Here is a 16707-nt window from a genome sequence, read left to right on the forward strand (position 1 = left end):
GCAAGCTGTGTGTGACACCACACGACGAATAGAGAAGATAAGAGGCCTGGGTGAAGCGGGGAAGATATGGCAGCTGGTTGTCTGCTCATCTCACGGCTGGCGATGAGCCACCAGTGGTCAATCAGGAAACGTCTGATCGAGGTATTTGCGAGCAATCTGACGATGCGTAATCAATTCTTCATGGGAGAATTGGCGAGGATCTCCCTGTCGGCTTCTCGTCCCGATGATTTGAAAATGGGGCTTCAGAAGCGATATTCCGACCTGAAGGCCAAAGAATGTGGGGTCTAAGTCCGCTTCGTTCGGAATGAGGATCGCTTGCTCTCGCAAGTAGTCTGCGATGGCAATGACTCGTGGACGAAAGATGGGGTTCGACACATCACGACCATCAAAACTCATTGGACTGCTCGTCTGGATGTCGCACAGCTCCAACAGCGTGGGCAGGAGATCAGCGTGACTCGTCGCTTCTCGGACCTTCTTTGTGGGAACGTTTCTGCCGACGATGATTGCTGGGGTTTGGGTTTGCGAAGCAGACAAGCGTGTTCCGTGACCGATTGTTCCGTCATCTAAAAACGATTCGCCATGATCGCCAACGATGGCCACGATTCGGTTGGGGTGTTTCAACAGTGGAGCAATCAGATGATCAACTGTCCGGGCTGAATTGCGGTAGCGATTCCAGATCAATTCTCGGTTGGCGGGTCCGAAAGGAATGGAATAATTACTAGATGCGGCAGGCTGATCCTGCTGGAGGAGGGGATTGATCTCAAATGGGGCATGAGTCGCATACAGGTAAAGCACGGCTAACCGTGGCCGCCGATCAGCATGATCGGCTAGGAATTCTTCGCTCGCCTGAATCGCCCGGCGATCTGATCTCAGACCGTCATAAGAACTCACTTCAAAGGCGTCGTAGACATCTTTTCGAACGAAAGCATCCATTTGGAATGCGGCCCAATCATTCGCGGCGCCGAAGAAACCGCATTCGTAACCAGATTGGTGAAACAAACGATTCATTGCTGGTGCGTATCTCACATCCGACCGGTAGAACCAGATTGCATCCAAGCCGTTGAACAGCGAGAACAGACCTAGGGAGCTCGCGTTGCCACCAGAGAAATGCCGCTGCATCCAAAGACCATTCTCTGCGGCGGCGTTTACATTCGGCATCACATCTGAATCAATCAATTCTGGCCGAAGAGATTCCACCACGATGAAAAGAATATCAGGGCGTTGTTTTGGTTCATTTGTTGCCACATTCAGACGGAACGCTTGCGTACGACGACGGATCGAAGCATTCGTCAACTTCAGGGAAGTGCTTTCTTTCGCGAGAAGCGTTGGCCTATCACTTCTTTTTGAAGCGGGCCAGCCGATGACACTCAATGCATGTCGCGAGGGCTCCGCTCGCATTTCAGATTGGACAGTCGCCCAGAACATCCACGCGGGGGCTGCAAGCAAAGTAATCGCCCCAAGCCAGGCGAGTGAAGCTCCCAATGAACTCAGGCTATTTCCGGCATCGCTGCATCGCCTCGCAATCCTTCGAGTTGCAATTCGTCCGACCTGAGTCAATAGGAGAAGCGTGGCAAATCCAATCCCAAATCGGATGACCATACCCAGGTGCACGTAGGGAAGCAGACTGAGCGACTTTTCATAAAGAAGACGAAGGACTTCGAATGAAGCGACATGCATGCCGGTCCATTGATGAACAATCAGATCTACCATGATCCAATACCACCAGCCCGTCATCATTGCGCAAGCCCACCGCTCGCATCGCAATACATTGCCGACGGTGAACAAGACGGCTAAAGGCAGGAATGCTTGAAACAGCCTCCAAGTCGCAACCAGGAAGCCAACAGGTTTTTCGGCTTGAAGGACTTCATCGAACGAGTGCCAGCAAAGCGTCATGCTGATTGCCAGTCCAACGAATTGAGCCCAAAGCAAGCTTCGCCAACGCCATTCTGTCGATGGTTCGCGTGAACTGAAGGAGCGAGTTCTCGTCATTTCACCTGAGCTCCGTTGCGCAATGAGAAAATTGGCGAAGAACGAACTTCCCTTAAACGGACTCTGATTGAATTTGAAACTAGCTGTCGATAGGGGGCTCGATGTTTTTGAGCTCGGTACCTTACCAGGAAAAGACCGAATCGATTCGACGGGATGGTTGCGACGGCGTCATTCTTCGCGATGCCACTGCCGTCGCAGATGAAACCACCCAACCGTCGAGAGTGGAAGGTAGACAATTCCCTGCATGAATAGAAAAGCTAGACTTACGCCGATCGCACCATAGTAAATACCTGCCCACCAGATGAGCAGACCGCTGATACAACATGCTATCAAACTCAGTGTCAAATAAGGTGACTTGCCATGAGCATGGAGGTAGAGCCACTGAAATTCGAACACCAATGCCGTCCATAATCCAATGATGAGCAATGTTGTCGGAAGTACGGGAAGAAAACGATGTGCGTAGCGGAAGTCAAAGTAGTCCAGTCCAGCCACCCCTAAAACAAACACGCAGCCAAGTAGAGCGAGCAAGCTAGCTGCGATCTTTCCAACTCGAAAGTAAATTCGATCCAGCTCTTTGTAGTTTCGCTCTGCGATCAAAACGCCAAATCGAGGGACGCGAGTTCGCACCCAGGACGAACAGGCCATTCGCATTGATTGCAAAATATTCCAGGTCAATCCAAATTGGCCAGCAATGACAGCGTCTTGGTACCGGAACAAAACCGGAAGCATCACATCAGCATTGAAGTAGTTGAAGAAACCTTTCAGCATCAATTTCGACTGGAATGGCCAGACCTCTTTCCGCCAGGCAACCCGTTCCCCAGTAGGGCGTTTAGCGAAAGTGGCGAAAAAGCGAGGGTATTTGCCCAACATCCAACCGATTTCACAGAGCAAGCGTACTGCTGTTGCTATTGCCGGAATCCATAAAGCGGCACCAAGCGGTATGGCAATCCAAACGACGAGACTGCCTGCAATGCCACGGACCAAATTGAGTTTGTGTATTTCGCGAACCTGATCGCATCCTTCCAGTACAGCCAGAAATGGAATAAGAGCGAACGCGATCGAAGATAGCCCCACCAGCGTCAACCATGGACCCCGCCAAGTGATTGTTTGAGCCGACGGATCATCGGCGAAGAACCATAACCCAAAGAAGCTTGCAATTGCGGCGAAGAGAGTTGCAAGGATTACCTGCACCACCACCGAAATTCGCATCAAGTGAGTCAGTCGTGAAACCGCATCAGGCTTTCCAACCAGTCGATTGCTGTTGTCCAGATCAAGCTGACTCCAAAGATGGCTGGTCATGGTCACGATGGTTTGAGGAAACGCCAGCTCGAAGAACATTTGAAGGCCGATCACGGACCAAAAAGTCACATAGAAACCCTGTACCTCAGGCGTGAAGAACTGAACCACCAGCCAAAGTGTCACCGGTCCAGACACGAATTGCCAATACCGTGTTGCGACCGCATAAAACGTCGCCCGGTCGACCTCCAGTCGATTCACCATTCGACGCGGCCAGGAGCGTCGTTCTGGAGGAGTGCTATCGCTCATTGCAGTTCACCCGTCAGCGAACGATTTTGAAGCCGAGTGCTAAATCGAAAGAGTGGCACTCGGAGGGCCTTCGTTAAAATGAAGGGATTGCGAAATGGAAGCCAGTTCGACGCGTGAAGATACAGCAACAAAGACTGCGAATTAGCTGCTACTGGGTATGTCGATGGAAACAAGAGTTTTCCGGGAATGTGAAAATTTATGGACGGGATGTGGTTCGCCTATAGATGGTCAACGATCAGTGCCGCGACTTCCTTCGGAATCTATCTGTTGCCTAACTCGGCACTCTCGATGGAAAGTTTGGCAAGTTCTTCCCCGACGAATTCGATATGCCTGACATCACCGCTGCAGCTGTATTCAAACAGCGGAGCCAAATTTAAATGAGCTTCTGTGCCGACTTCGGAGTTGATGGCGACTGAATGTGGAACACGAATGTCAAATTCTCCGTTCACCACGAGGTTCAGTTTGACGGTTTGTCTCTCTGCAATTTTTAAGCGAAGGATGGGGTAGCTGGTTGGGTTCCATGGGCCAGTCAGAGTGCGGAGTTGCAAGGAACCGCCCGCTTTTGCGGTGGTCAGCGAAAGATGTGAATTGGGTGGTGAGTTTTGGTCGTGCTGAAAGTCACCGTCCTTGGCCGAAGGCGTTTTATCCAGGATTTCAACATCAACCGGTGCAAACGCGATCTCTCGTAGAAGTTCGTTGACTTGGAGTTGCTTAAAGAACGAAGGAGAGATTGATTCACGAAGCGTTGCATCGGAAGCGTCTTCGTCGTACCGTCCGTTTAATGGTAAACACCTGATGGTGCGAGGTTTGGATTCGAGCATCGGCATCAGCATTCGAAGCGAAGGTCGTTCGCCCCATGGAAACGCTAGTTCCGGAAGTGCATGTGCGATGGCATCTCCCGAGAAATTTGGAAGGCGCAGATTCTCGGTCGAGTTTTGCTCCAGAACTGCGATTACCTCAGAGCGCAATCGGCCAATGGCGTTTCGCTCACGTATCTGTTCACGGAGCTTGCTGTTTCGGCACACATCGCGATCTAAGAACGGTAGCTCGGCACGAGCACCCAACTCAATCGCTCCGTGTGTCAAAAGAGCGATCGCAAGAATACTGAACACCATCCGGACGAGTCGCCAGTGAGAACGGCTATTGGTTGATGTTGCATTCCACAAACCTTGGATGCAAAAGCTTGCAATCAGGCATAGCCAAACATAAGCAGGTCCAAGATATTTCGAAGCGACAATGTAATTGATTCCCGGAATGGGGCGGCCTAAACACACCATGGCCGTGATTCCTAAGAGAACCAATACCAACGCCACAGCTGTCGCTTTCAGTTCCCGTTTTAGACCGTGGATGCCGAAAGCGAAAATCGTTCCAGCTGCAACCAGAAACAAAAGCAAGGACGGCACTAGCAGACCAACTTTGTCGAAGTGGTGCGGTAGCGGAACAAGCACGGTTGCGATCAGTGTTGATACAAAAACAAAGAGTTGTTGGACGAACCCGCCGAGAGTGAGCGGGTTATCCGTCAGAGTCAGAAACTCATTGTTTCCAGGAAGTGAATACGCGTAGCGATACACAGCCATCGAAAGTGCCACCACGCCAATGACTGCGAAGGTGAGTGAACGTCCGTCTCGAACAGTGTCACGTACGGGGTGAGTACTGCGTCTTGAATACAAGCGGAGCGCGGCGAAGACCAGGACAGCACATGGAACCCAGTAACCGCTCGGGTTCATCAAACAGGCTATCAATACCGCAAACACACAACCGGCGAAGTATCCAGGGCGTTGTGTCTTCTCCCAACGGATCCAGCACCAGCAGCTCAACAAGCCGCAGGTGGTGATCTGCATGTATTTCTGAAGGATGTACGATCCTGCGGTGAATTCGCCCCAAAGAGACCAGTTGATGCACAAAAACAGAAAAGCGAGCGTGCCGATTCGATTGATCGAGCATTCTCTGGCAAGAATACAGCCTGCGTAAAGCATCAACGAAAAAGAAGCGATGACACCCAAGTTGTATGCGAATGGATTGGTGCCGAACATCTCGTACAATACCGAAAACTCCAATCGGAGCAGCGGAAGTACGTGGTCGTTGTGCGTCGACAACAGAGAGCCCGGGAAATCTCCGTCGCGAGCGACTTCAACCATGGAGTAGTCATCGCTTTCAAAGAATCCCCAGAACAAAGTCCGCCAATCGTAAGTCAATACCGCGATGACGGCGCACCCTGCCCAAAACAGGTGTTCTGGGACCGACAGGCTCGCGTAAGGTTGAGGTCTAGGCTGGTCGTCAATGGTTGCGGCAAGCCAGGAATGCAGGCGGAGGTCGTAGAAAGATTTTGCGCGAGCTCCCAGTATCCAGCTAGCTGCTGACGCGATCAGTCCGATGGCACAAAAGGGAAGCAGTAGCTCTCGCAGTTTGGCAGCCAAAACACGAGCTGTTTCTCCGTCACCGATGGTGACCGCCTTTTCAACTAATTCTGCTGGAACGAGCCAAAGGATGCCCGATGCAATCGCGAGAAAACCAATCGCCAGCGAAAGCCAGGGAAAGGAGGAGGGCCCATCACCCCGTTGTTTATTGCACAAAATGCCGTGTCCTTTCGATTCGGTCATCGTTTTGGCGTGAGACGTCTATTCAAGGTGCATGACGGTCCGGGGGATGTCATTTGCTCGGGTCCCCGCTTCGATGGCATCCGCCGGAGTCGGCGGGGCTTTGCGGCCGGCAGAAAAGCACCCTTTTCGTTGCAAAAAAAGACGTCCGTACGTTATACTCGGTGCATCGATGAAACTCACTCGGTCAGGTTTTTAACGGCTCTGCCGACCCATCGAAAGGACGTGAACCCGGTCCATTCCGGCTTCACGCTGATCGAAAATGAGCGTTCCACTTTGTTCCATTCACTGTGTCCAAGGCGAGAACGCTAGAGAAAATCGGTCTGGGCCCGAACGGCCGGGCACAAAATGATGCTCTCGCTCAATGAATTGGGTAAGAAATCACGTCCATCGTCTGCCACCACACGAACGCTCAAAGGCTTTAGATGATACTTAAGACCCTTCTTTGGGCATTTGCGAGTCTCGCTGCGATTTGTATTCATACGAACACGGCTCTCGCGTACACCCCGTTTGACACGAAAGTTGTCAACATGGTCGACCGGGGGTTGGTTTACCTTGAGAACGCCGACCCCAAGGACTATCACTACGGCACGAGTGGATTTGCTGGTGGGTTAGGGGAGCGCGCCCTGGTCGCTTACACCCACTTCAAAGTGAAACACGATCCTAACGCGCGTGTCGTCCAGCAAGGCATCGCGGCGGTCAAGACGATGGTTGGGGTGATCCGCAGTGGAAAACGCAATGTTCCCGGGATCAGTTTTGAGGTGTATTCCACAGCCGTCGCCGTCATGTTGCTCGCTGAGGTAGACAAAGAGAAATACAAATCGGAGCTCAAAACTCTGCAAGGATTTTTGTACGAACTGCAGTACCCCAACGGTGCATTCAGCTACATCGGCCACAAAACGGGGGATATTTCTCAGACGCAATACGGTGTTCTCGCCATTTGGACATTGGACCACGCTGGGATTCCGCTCGACTACAAACGCGTCGCGGCGTGCGCGAAATGGTTGATTCGAGTCCAAGACCCTAGCGGTGGTTGGCCTTACCAAGCGGAGGATCCCGGTGCAGGAAGGCCGAACATTCGGCAGAAAGACGTGTACCCTGCGATGGCCTATGCCGGTGGGAGTAGCATCCTGATCGCTGGTGATGCGCTGCGTCTGTGGGGTGATACGAGCCGCTCGGACATGTCGGCTTTCCCAGGTGCGCCAAAGGCGATCAAGCTATACGTGCCAGATGCAAACAGCGAACGGCGGAAGGGAGCGACAGTGAATAGCGAAAAGGTCATCGGTGCGATCAAGGCTTCCGATCGATATTTGGCAAATACCGAATACAAGCGAGCCGCGAAAGATTACTACTACTACCAGCTCTACACCCAAGAGCGTTACGAGAGCTTCAAGGAAATCGCACTCGGTTTGAAGCCTGACGAGAGTCCCAGTTGGTACAACCAGGGTGTCGACGAGTTGATCGGCTATCAAGACCCCAAGTCGGGCGGATGGGGTGTTGAGGACCATGACCACTCCGGGTCGGTTGCGGGGACTTGTTTCGCGATTTTGTTTCTGATTCGGAGTACCCAGAGAAGTATTGCGGCAGCCAGTAGTGGTACTCTTGCTGGTGGGCAGGGTTTGCCAAAAGACACAACCAAGATTCGTCGCGAAGGTTCTCAGATCAAGGGTGAGCCTGTTGGCGCGTCGGTGTTGGATTTGTTGTCGGCTCTTGAAGACGATGGCAACGAAGCTCTAGAGGGAAAGTCGTTGCCCGAGAATATGCAACTGGCAACCGATCCCAAGGAATTACGTGCTCAGCTTGATCGATTGGAGCGGTTGGTTCGCGGCAGTCAGTCCTACCAAGCTCGCCGAGTCGCAGCCCGATTGTTGGGCAAAAGCGATGACATGCGGGTGGTGCCAGCACTCATCTACGCCCTCAGTGATCCTGACTTGGCGGTTCGTCGGTACGCGAGAGACGGCTTGCGATTCATCAGTCGGAGATTTGAGGGATTCGAAATGCCTGACAAGCCGACCGAAGGTGAGCTACGAAAAGCAGAGAGAGCTTGGATGGATTGGTACCTTACTGTTAACCCGAAGCATATCTTCGTTGATCAGTGAGTCACTTAAGAGGTGAGCCAGCTGTCAGGTGTTTTTGCCAGTGGTTGCGGGCACAATGGGTTCGTTAGCGATCGAGCAACGAATCCAGTTGGCGAAATTGGATGCAATCAGATCAGCACTGTGATGTTGATCAAGGTAGTCGTCCACTTTCTCCCAGTTGATCGCATCGCTCTTTAGTTGCTCGGTGATGCGTTGTGCTAGTAGTTCAACGAAGTCGTTGCAATCTACTCCCGCGCCCGATCGTGACAAGAAGTTGTCGTGATCAGACAATGCAACAATGGGCGTGTGGGAGGCGGCCGATTGCAACAAGACGTTTGGGAAACCTTCGTGTTCAAGACTTCCCGTTGACACGAACAACTTGGCCGCAGCAAAGACCATCGGCATTTGGGCGAAGGGAACTCGGTCGATCAGCTCAACGTTCCTGGGGGCTTCGCGGCGAACGCATTTTTCAATATCAGGGTCAAATGGATTGACGATCATTTTGAATGACACATGCGGCAGCTTATTGGCGGCTTCCAGCATAAGCAAAGGACGCTTGTGGAAATCGTCGTAGCGACCAATCCAGAGCACGTCGAAGGGATTTCGAAATGATTTGGGAGCGGGATTGGTGAAAGGCGGTTGCCAGTCTTTGCGAACAATTGGATTTCGGGCCAATAGTCCTTCGCGATGAAACATCTGTCTCAGTCGGTTGAGTTGCCATTGGCTTTGGCAAACAACTTGGTCCGATCGCATAAGCGCATAGCGACGGGCGGAGGATGGTTCGCCGCATTCGTTTCGGTATTCTGAGTCGGTTGCCAATCCGTCCTCCAATCCAGCATTGGATCGAATGCAGACGAAACTTGGCGTTTGTTCGATTGCTGCGGTTGCCACCACCCGTGAACTTGAAGAGTTGACTCCAAAACTGATCCAGGCGTCGATCGATCGGTCGGTCAACCGAGGGTCGGGATGGCTGTCGATTGGGTCGCGAGACCGAAATGGTCGCGTCATCGCAAGAAATGGAATTTGCCACAGCAAGTGCGGTGAGAAGCGTTTGATGCGTTTCGATTCGGTGTCGATGCATTCTCCCACCGCATGACGAATCGCACGAAACCGATTGACGCTAATTTCGAGCTTCACGCCCTCTACTTCAGTGGGCCAATCCATGGTGCCGTTGCGTGGGCGATCGGCTTCCAGAAAGCAGACGGGCTGGATATCTGGTTGTCGAGCAAGGTGTTGAGCGAGCGTCCACATTGCCGTCTCAAGTCCACCGAATGTCTCGCCGTACCTCTTCAGTGAGGGCCGTTCGGTGGTTGCTGTTTCTGCGACGTCGCCAACAGCATGGGGAAACGTTGTAGGCGGGACGATGGCCGGTAGAGCGTGCCAAGCGACCAGGCCAACGCGAAAAGGCTTGGGATTCATGAACGGGCGATTCGCCAATTTTGCAAAGCGACGATAAACTGAAGTGAAAACAAACCGCCGCGAAAGCCGACCGTCGAATGATTGAGAAAGACGCCACGCCAGTATCCGCCCCCACGCGAACCGTGCCGCCGCTTCGGATTGGTGATTTGGTCATTGACCCGCCGATTTTGCAGGCACCCATGGCTGGGTTCACCAACGCTGCGTTTCGCCACATTGTACGTCAATTTGGCGGTGCCGGGCTGTTGGCGACCGAAATGGTCAACGCTCGTGGGTTCGTTTGGCTGGACGAAAATGAAGCCGAGCACCCCGATCGATTGTGGGGGGTGGCGGATGAACCCCGGCCGCTGGCGGTTCAAATTTGGGACAACGATCCGGAGACCATGGCCAAGGTCGGTCGCCGGTTGGCGGAAGAGTATCGCGTCAGCGTGGTTGATATCAATTTTGGGTGCCCGGTTCGGCAAGTCACTGAAAAGGCTCACAGCGGAAGCTACTTGCTGCGGGAACCCAACCGGATGCACGCGATCATTTCGCGATTGGTTCAGGTTTGTGCCCCGACGCCGGTGACGGCGAAAATCCGCTTGGGGTGCAGTCGCGAAAATATCAACTGCAACGAGATCGCTCGGGTGGTCGAGGAGGCTGGTGCGGCGGCGCTCACCGTGCATGGTCGGACGGCAGCGGACATGTTCCGAGGCAATGCGGATTGGGAACGGATCAGCGAGATCAAATCGCACCTTCGCAACATTCCGTTGATCGGAAACGGTGATTTGGATAGTGCGGAGAAAGTGGTCGCTGCATTCGATCAGTACGATGTCGATGCGGTCATGATCGCTCGCGCGTGCCTGGGGCGGCCATGGTTGTTTGCCCAAGCCGCCGCGGCGCTGCGAGGCGAACCGATCCCGCCCGAGCCGACTTTGCCGGAGCAGCGCGATGTGATGCTGAAGCATTATCAATTGGTGGTGGACCGCTTTGGCGACGAAAAGGGAACCGTACTGATGCGGAAGTACGCGTGTTGCTACGCCCAAGGCAAGCACGGAGCCCGTTATTTCCGGACTCACGTTGCCAAGGTTTCCACGCCGGAGGAATTTCACTCGGTTGTCGAAGAGTATTTCCCGCTGCACGATCCCAAGGCAGCGAAGGACACCGAGAGTGTTTCGAGCGCTGCGGGTTCGTAGCGAAGTCATGTTCCCCCCGTCGTGCTCGTGCTCAGGTCGTAGACCGGTGCTCGTGCTCGTAATCGAAAAAAAGAGCTGACGAGCTGACGAGCTGACGAGCTGACGAGCTGACGAGCGACGAGCGACGAGCACGAGCACGAGCACGAGCACGAGCACGAGCACGAGAGCGAGAGCGAGAGCGAGAGGTGATTTGTTTTGATTCTTTTGGAAAGGCGAGGCACTTCGATGGGGGAACCGCAATTCGATCACGAGCGGCTGGATGTCTACCGGGTGGCAGTGGATTATGTTTCTTCGGCTTTCGTAGTGTCCGATTCACTGAGTGGTCTTCATCGTCACGCTCGCGATCAATGGCTGCGGGCCGCGCAGTCCATTCCGCTGAACATTGCCGAAGGGAATGGCAAGCGAAGCCTGCGGGATCGAGCCCGGTTTCTCGACATTGCCCGCGGTTCGGCGCTGGAGTGTTCGGCAATCCAAGATGTCTTGGTCGCAACCGGTGGCATCACATCCATTCGCAGCGAGGAACTCAAGCTTCCACTCGTTCGTGTCGTCGCGATGCTCACTCGAATGGCGATGAAGTTCGGCGAAGTTTCCGAAGATGGGGCGGACTACGACATTTGATTCCGTCTCGCTCGTAACAGCTCCTGCGGCATCGAGCCTCGTGCTCAGGTCGTGCTCGTGCTCAGGTCGTAGACCGGTGCTCGTGCTCGTCATCGAAACAAGCGAGTGGCGAACGACGTTTGATCCCGTCGCGATTGTGCTTCCCGTCGTGCTCGTGCTCAGGTCGTAGACCGGTGCTCGTACTCGTAATCGAAAAAAAGAACTGACGAACTGACGAACTGACGAACTGACGAACTGACGAACTGACGAACTGACGAACTGACGAACTGACGAACTGACGAACTGACGAACTGACGAACTGACGAACTGACGAACTGACGAACTGACGAACTGACGAACTGACGAACTGACGAACTGACGAACTGACGAACTGACGAGCTGACGAGCTGACGAGCGACGAGCACGAGCACGAGCACGGAAGCTAGAAGCTAGAAGCTAGAAGCTAGAAGCTAGAAGCTAGAAGCTAGAAGCTAGAAGCTAGAAGCTGCTCGACGTAGTTCGGGAAACCTTGCATGGTTTCGGGTGGCTCGCCGGGGCCGATGACCAGCGGGCCATCGCTGTGGTTTGCTATGAGGACGCCGTGGCTGCCGCGAACGAGTTTTGGGTCCAGTGGGATCACATCCATCTTGTAGCGGAGACCGGCTTTCTTTTGAGCCAGTCGTGCGGCTGCGCGAAGCTTGCTGGTCATGAACAGCTCGCACGGGTCGTAGCCCGGCTTGCGATGGATGTCGACCGTTCTCGCGAAGTCCGGGGCGTTGGCATCGTCGAGCCAGTAGTAGTATGTGAACCAGGCGTTGGGTTCGGCCAAGGCGATCAGTTCGCCGCTTCGTGGATGGTCCAGTTGCAGGTCGCCGGGCGAAACGACCGATGCGATGCCGGGTGTTTCTTCCAGCGTTTTGCGAACGGTGGGGATCAGTTCGGGGTGGCGGACGTAGACATGGGCCAGTTGATGATCCGCGACCGCGAAGGCGTCGCTTTCGCCTGGCAACATGATTTCGCCGAAGGGACCGCGACGGACTTTCAGCCAGTCGTTGCGGCGGAGGACTTGGTTGATTCCGATCGGCGTGTCGACGGGGACCAAGCCGTACTCGCTGACGACGACAACTCGAGCTCCGATCTCGCCGGCGGCCTCGATGACTTTGGCAGCGGCGGCGTCGACCTCCGCCACTCGGGCTGGATCGTGATCGGGCAAGCGTTGAAAATCGTAATCCAGGTGCGGCAAGTAGCACAGTGTCAGTTGCGGTTGTTTCTCACGCATGACCAGTGCGGTGGCTTTGGCGATCCAGTCGCTCGACGCGATGCCCGCTGCGGGGCCCCAGAAACCGAAGAACGGGAACGGGCCGAGTTTCTCGGTCAGGTTGCAGCCTGACCAATCCAGGATGTCAAAGACTTTGCTGCCGTCGCATCCATAGTGAGGTTTGGGAGTGGCCCCGTACTTGGCGGTGGTGGATTGGTTGAACCACCAAAACATTTTGGCGGTTTCGTAGCGGTCGTAAAAAACGTCGCCTTGGACCAGCGTGCGGGTTTGCTGCCAGAAACGGATTTCCTGGGTGTCGCGGTATAGCCAACCGTTGCCGACGATGCCGTGATCTCGTGGTGACAGTCCGGTCAGCATGGTCGCTTGGCTGGTGCAGGTCACGGCCGGGACGGGGCTGGTCCAAGCCCGGTGATTTCCCATTGCGGCGAGGTTGGGAGCGTGGCGAAGCAGTTTTGGGGTCAGTCCAACGACGTTCAGAATGCAGAGTTTTGTCACGTAAGGCTACTTTTTTGCGAGTTCAGCCGCTTTCGAGTGTTTCTTGGCACATCCCTGGTGACAAACCCCCGACGCGTTTGCGAAGGATTCACTATCCTATGGCCCATCTCCCCATCATTTTGGTTCGAATCAGTCCTTCGTACAGGAGTCTTCATGTTGTTGTCAAAGCTCGCTCGTTTCAGCTTGCTAAGAATCGCCACCTTGGTTGTTGTCCTTTTCGGGACGGGGGGAGTGGCTGCATTCGCGCAAGAAGAAGTGACCTCAGAGGAGGTGGCGGAGGAGTCGGTTGTTGAACCGGCGTTGGGGCTGGACCAGCAGGTCGATCATTTTTTCAGGCCAATTGCCGACACGTGGGGAAGCGTTGTTTTCTTCAGTGTGGAGTTGCCGGGGGTTGGTCCCCTGCCGCTCGTGCTGATCTTGCTCGTTGGCGGAGCGTTGTTCTTCACGATCGTGTTTGGGTTCATCAACCTGCGATTGTTTCCTTTGGCGATCGAGGTGGTCAGCGGGAAGTTCGACGAAATTGAGAAACAAGGCCAAGACATCCCGAAGGGAGTCGAGGTCATGGAGGTAGACGGTGACCTGGTCGACACCATTCGCGACGAGGGCGAAGGCGAGGTTTCGCACTTCCAAGCTCTGGCGACCGCGGTTTCGGGAACGGTTGGTTTGGGGAACATCGCTGGAGTCGCCGTTGCGGTTGCTGCGGGTGGGCCTGGCGCGACGTTTTGGATGGTTGTTTGCGGTTTGTTGGGCATGTCGACCAAGTTTGTCGAATGCACTTTGGGTGTGAAGTACCGCGACGTGGATGCCAATGGTGTGGTGCACGGCGGACCGATGTACTACCTCAAGAAAGGTCTTGCGGAGCGTGGGATGGCGCCCGTTGGAAAGGTCTTGGGCGTGCTTTTTGCCGTGTTCTGCGTGGGCGGATCGTTTGGTGGTGGCAACGCGTTTCAGTCCAATCAAGCGGCCCAGCAAATCAAGTCCTTGCTGGGGCTGCCCGACACGGGGTCTTCAGGAACGATCATTGGTTTGGTGATGGCGGTTTTGGTCGCGATCGTGATCATCGGCGGCATCAAACGAATCGCGAAGGTGACCGAGAAGGTCGTGCCGCTGATGGCATTGATGTACGTGATCGCCGCACTCGGGATCATCTTAATGCACATTCAAAGCGTGCCTTGGGCGATCGGCCAAGTCATCTCCGGAGCGTTTTCGCTGGAGGCTGGCTTTGGTGGTTTGTTGGGCGTGATGGTGCAAGGTTTCCGTCGAGCCGCATTTTCGAACGAAGCCGGAGCGGGTTCTGCCGCGATTGCTCACTCGGCCGTGAAGACGCGTTTTCCCGCTTCGGAAGGCATCGTCGCGTTGCTGGAGCCATTCATTGATACGGTCGTGATCTGCACGATGACCGCGATTGTGATCGTTCTTTTCAACGCCGACAATTCGTTTGCCTGGGGGCAAGTCGACTCGGCAACCAGCACCGTGTTGATCGATGGTGCTCGAATGGGCGGGGTGGATTTGACCTCGGCCGCGTTTGACAGCGTGTTGCCGGGATTCCGTTACTTGCTGACGATCGCGATCATCCTGTTCGCGTTTTCAACCATGATTTCGTGGTCGTACTACGGTCTGCAATCGTGGAAGTATCTGTTCGGACGCAGCACGGCGGCTGACTTGTCCTACAAATTGCTGTTTTGCTTGGTCGTGGTGATTGGAGCAGCCGTTTCGCTGGGTTCGGTCATCGAATTTTCTGACGCGATGATTTTCGCAATGGTCTTTCCCAACATGATTGGGCTGTTCCTGCTGTTCCCGAAGGTTCGCGAGGAACTGAGTGCCTACTTGGAAGCCATCGGCCGAAAATAGTCCGTTTGGGTAGCCGGTAAGAGCTCGCCGCTGAAATCCTTCGGCGGCGCCGGCGGCAGGGCAAGAACCAGCTCGGGAACGCGCTGGATTCGGGCACGCATTGATCCGGCAAGGTTCCGGACGCGTGTTTGGCTCGATGAGGTGATCGGCCGCGAATCAGAGGCTCTTTCGTCGGTCGGGTGATTCCGGCGACGAAAGGCAAGAAAGATGGAAGTGGTTAGAGGCGGGCTCGAACCGCCGACACCGGCCTTTTCAGGGCCGTGCTCTACCAACTGAGCTATCTAACCGAGATTTTGAGGCGTATTGCCCCGGAAATGTTGCCTTTTGCTTGCTTCAAAAGAGCAAGTTCCTCGGCGACAAGTAAGGAAAGTACGCTATGATGGGTGTTGTCGTCAATCGGCCTCTTCAAAACACTTTTCCTGGCCAACGAATTGGTCGTTCCTTGCTCAAGGATTGATACATGGCTTCTTCCGATCAGAACGTGATCGACGAACCACAGATCGACGAAAATTCAAACTCCACGAGCAATGGCGGTGCGTCGCAAGGGGTGGGTTCTGCCGGCACGGATGGCATGACGGAGATTCAGAAGCAGCGATTGGAAGAACGCGAACGTTTGCGGACCAGCAAGTTCGACGTGGTGACTTCGCTGTTCATGTCGCTGATTCTGTTTATCGGCGCCTTTGTTCTGATGTTGTTCATCGTCTGGCTGACGATGCGAATGCCAGAAAGAGTCAAGTCATTCCCGCCGATCGAAGAAAACGCGGCCGGTCGTGCCGACAACGCCGAAGGTTTCGAACGCGACTTTGAACCGCCGGGAGCGGAAGAAGTCGAAGAGTTGATGGAGCCGACCCTCCAGGACACGATCGAAGCGGTGACCGATGCGGTCAGCAGCGTCGCCGGTGCTCTGGACACCATGAACACGAGCGCGACAGCCAGCACCGCGGGCACGGGAAAGGGAGACAGCCGTCCACCTGGTCCCGAGGGTGAAGGCGAAGACATCATTCCACGATTTGAACGTTGGCAATTGAACTTTTCGGCCAAGGGGTTGAAGCCATACGCCAGCCAGTTGGACTACTACAAAATCGAGCTCGGGGCGATCGGCGGTTCCGTTCAGGGCGTCGATTACGCGAGCAATTTGGCGAGCAAACCAAAATCGCGGCACGTCGACGACAGTGAATCAGAAAAGCGTCTGTACTTCATGTGGACGACACCCAGCCCCCTGATGCAGTTCGACCGAACTCTGCTGACTCAGGCCGGAATCAATGTCACCGGTCGCCAGATGTTGAAGTTCATTCCGGAACAGTTGGAAAATGAACTGGCCCATATCGAGCTCGAATACGCCAGAGAAAAGGGACATCCAAGCGTCGTTTCGATCGCCAAAACGATCTTCCAAAGCACCGCGAGCGGAAGCGGGTACCAATTCGAAGTCGTGGATCAGCGATATCGCAAAGGCAAATGACGTGAAATTTCCAAACGGGTGACCACAATGGAGTGCAGCGACCCTGGTCGTCTTCACCTCCCAACGAATCTTTGTCGGCTCCGATCCGGTCGCACGACCAACACGAGCCTGATTGAAACCACACCCAACCAAGTCCAGTACGCGAGACAAAGCGGGCTGGCACCAGACCAAGTTGTCTCCTCAGCGGGACGCCCAACCGAATCCAAACAAACAACCGTATCACTCT

Annotated in this window: 10 protein-coding genes and 1 tRNA gene; 5 read left to right on the forward strand and 6 right to left on the reverse strand. The window is 54.5% G+C overall.

Annotated elements, in window-relative coordinates; genetic code table 11:
- Positions 1 to 117 precede the first annotated feature (117 nt).
- The 3 genes from RB_RS22070 to RB_RS22080 form a co-directional block, all read right to left on the reverse strand.
- Positions 118 to 1989 (reverse strand): sulfatase-like hydrolase/transferase, encoded by a 1872-nt coding sequence (locus RB_RS22070; protein ID WP_011122872.1) that lies wholly within the window; start codon positions 1987 to 1989, stop codon positions 118 to 120.
- Positions 1990 to 2157: 168 nt separating this feature from the next.
- The gene (locus tag RB_RS22075) at positions 2158 to 3534 is read right to left on the reverse strand and encodes a lipopolysaccharide biosynthesis protein (protein ID WP_011122874.1); all 1377 of its coding nucleotides are present in this window, start codon (positions 3532 to 3534) and stop codon (positions 2158 to 2160) included.
- A 260-nt stretch (positions 3535 to 3794) separates the two neighbouring features.
- Entirely contained in the window at positions 3795 to 6134 is a 2340-nt protein-coding gene (locus tag RB_RS22080) for a membrane protein (RefSeq protein WP_011122876.1), read from the reverse strand.
- 422 nt (positions 6135 to 6556) lie between these two features.
- Here RB_RS22080 and RB_RS22085 point away from each other — a divergent pair, with 422 nt between their 5' ends.
- Positions 6557 to 8230: a hypothetical protein gene (locus RB_RS22085; RefSeq protein ID WP_011122878.1), complete on the forward strand. Its 1674-nt coding sequence runs from the start codon at positions 6557 to 6559 to the stop codon at positions 8228 to 8230.
- 24 nt (positions 8231 to 8254) lie between these two features.
- Here RB_RS22085 and RB_RS22090 read toward each other — a convergent pair whose 3' ends face one another.
- A complete protein-coding gene (locus RB_RS22090; RefSeq protein WP_231845877.1) occupies positions 8255 to 9628 on the reverse strand; it encodes a glycosyltransferase family 4 protein in 1374 nt (457 codons plus the stop codon).
- A 77-nt stretch (positions 9629 to 9705) separates the two neighbouring features.
- Between RB_RS22090 and dusB the strand changes: the two genes are divergently transcribed.
- Both dusB and RB_RS22100 read left to right on the forward strand, forming a co-directional pair.
- Positions 9706 to 10800: a tRNA dihydrouridine synthase DusB gene (dusB, locus tag RB_RS22095; RefSeq protein ID WP_007334998.1), complete on the forward strand. Its 1095-nt coding sequence runs from the start codon at positions 9706 to 9708 to the stop codon at positions 10798 to 10800.
- Positions 10801 to 11025: 225 nt separating this feature from the next.
- Positions 11026 to 11418: a four helix bundle protein gene (locus RB_RS22100; RefSeq protein WP_261340183.1), complete on the forward strand. Its 393-nt coding sequence runs from the start codon at positions 11026 to 11028 to the stop codon at positions 11416 to 11418.
- 463 nt (positions 11419 to 11881) lie between these two features.
- On the opposite strand, the gene RB_RS22105 is transcribed toward RB_RS22100, so the two are convergent.
- A complete protein-coding gene (locus RB_RS22105) occupies positions 11882 to 13171 on the reverse strand; it encodes a nucleotide pyrophosphatase/phosphodiesterase family protein (protein ID WP_011122884.1) in 1290 nt (429 codons plus the stop codon).
- Positions 13172 to 13324: 153 nt separating this feature from the next.
- Here RB_RS22105 and RB_RS22110 point away from each other — a divergent pair, with 153 nt between their 5' ends.
- On the forward strand, positions 13325 to 15022 hold the full coding sequence (locus RB_RS22110) for an alanine/glycine:cation symporter family protein (RefSeq protein WP_011122885.1): 1698 nt from the start codon (positions 13325 to 13327) through the stop codon (positions 15020 to 15022).
- 214 nt (positions 15023 to 15236) lie between these two features.
- Here RB_RS22110 and RB_RS22115 read toward each other — a convergent pair.
- Positions 15237 to 15309 (reverse strand) — tRNA-Phe (locus tag RB_RS22115).
- A gap of 173 nt (positions 15310 to 15482) precedes the next feature.
- On the opposite strand from RB_RS22115, the gene RB_RS22120 reads away from it, so the two are divergent.
- Positions 15483 to 16481, forward strand: a complete 999-nt coding sequence (locus RB_RS22120) for a hypothetical protein (protein ID WP_011122886.1) — start codon at positions 15483 to 15485, stop codon at positions 16479 to 16481.
- Positions 16482 to 16707 lie beyond the last annotated feature (226 nt).

This window comes from Rhodopirellula baltica SH 1 (assembly GCF_000196115.1).
Classification (GTDB): Bacteria; Planctomycetota; Planctomycetia; order Pirellulales; family Pirellulaceae; genus Rhodopirellula; species Rhodopirellula baltica.

What these genes read in the sequence shown, in the direction of transcription:
- RB_RS22085 (WP_011122878.1), top strand. Translation starts at nt 6,557, where the DNA reads ATGATACTTAAGACCCTTCTTTGGGCATTTGCGAGTCTCGCTGCGATT.
- dusB (WP_007334998.1), top strand. Translation starts at nt 9,706, where the DNA reads ATGATTGAGAAAGACGCCACGCCAGTATCCGCCCCCACGCGAACCGTG.
- RB_RS22110 (WP_011122885.1), top strand. Translation starts at nt 13,325, where the DNA reads ATGTTGTTGTCAAAGCTCGCTCGTTTCAGCTTGCTAAGAATCGCCACC.
- RB_RS22075 (WP_011122874.1), bottom strand. Translation starts at nt 3,534, where the DNA reads ATGAGCGATAGCACTCCTCCAGAACGACGCTCCTGGCCGCGTCGAATG.
- RB_RS22080 (WP_011122876.1), bottom strand. Translation starts at nt 6,134, where the DNA reads ATGACCGAATCGAAAGGACACGGCATTTTGTGCAATAAACAACGGGGT.
- RB_RS22100 (WP_261340183.1), top strand. Translation starts at nt 11,026, where the DNA reads ATGGGGGAACCGCAATTCGATCACGAGCGGCTGGATGTCTACCGGGTG.
- RB_RS22090 (WP_231845877.1), bottom strand. Translation starts at nt 9,628, where the DNA reads ATGAATCCCAAGCCTTTTCGCGTTGGCCTGGTCGCTTGGCACGCTCTA.
- RB_RS22120 (WP_011122886.1), top strand. Translation starts at nt 15,483, where the DNA reads ATGGCTTCTTCCGATCAGAACGTGATCGACGAACCACAGATCGACGAA.
- RB_RS22070 (WP_011122872.1), bottom strand. Translation starts at nt 1,989, where the DNA reads ATGACGAGAACTCGCTCCTTCAGTTCACGCGAACCATCGACAGAATGG.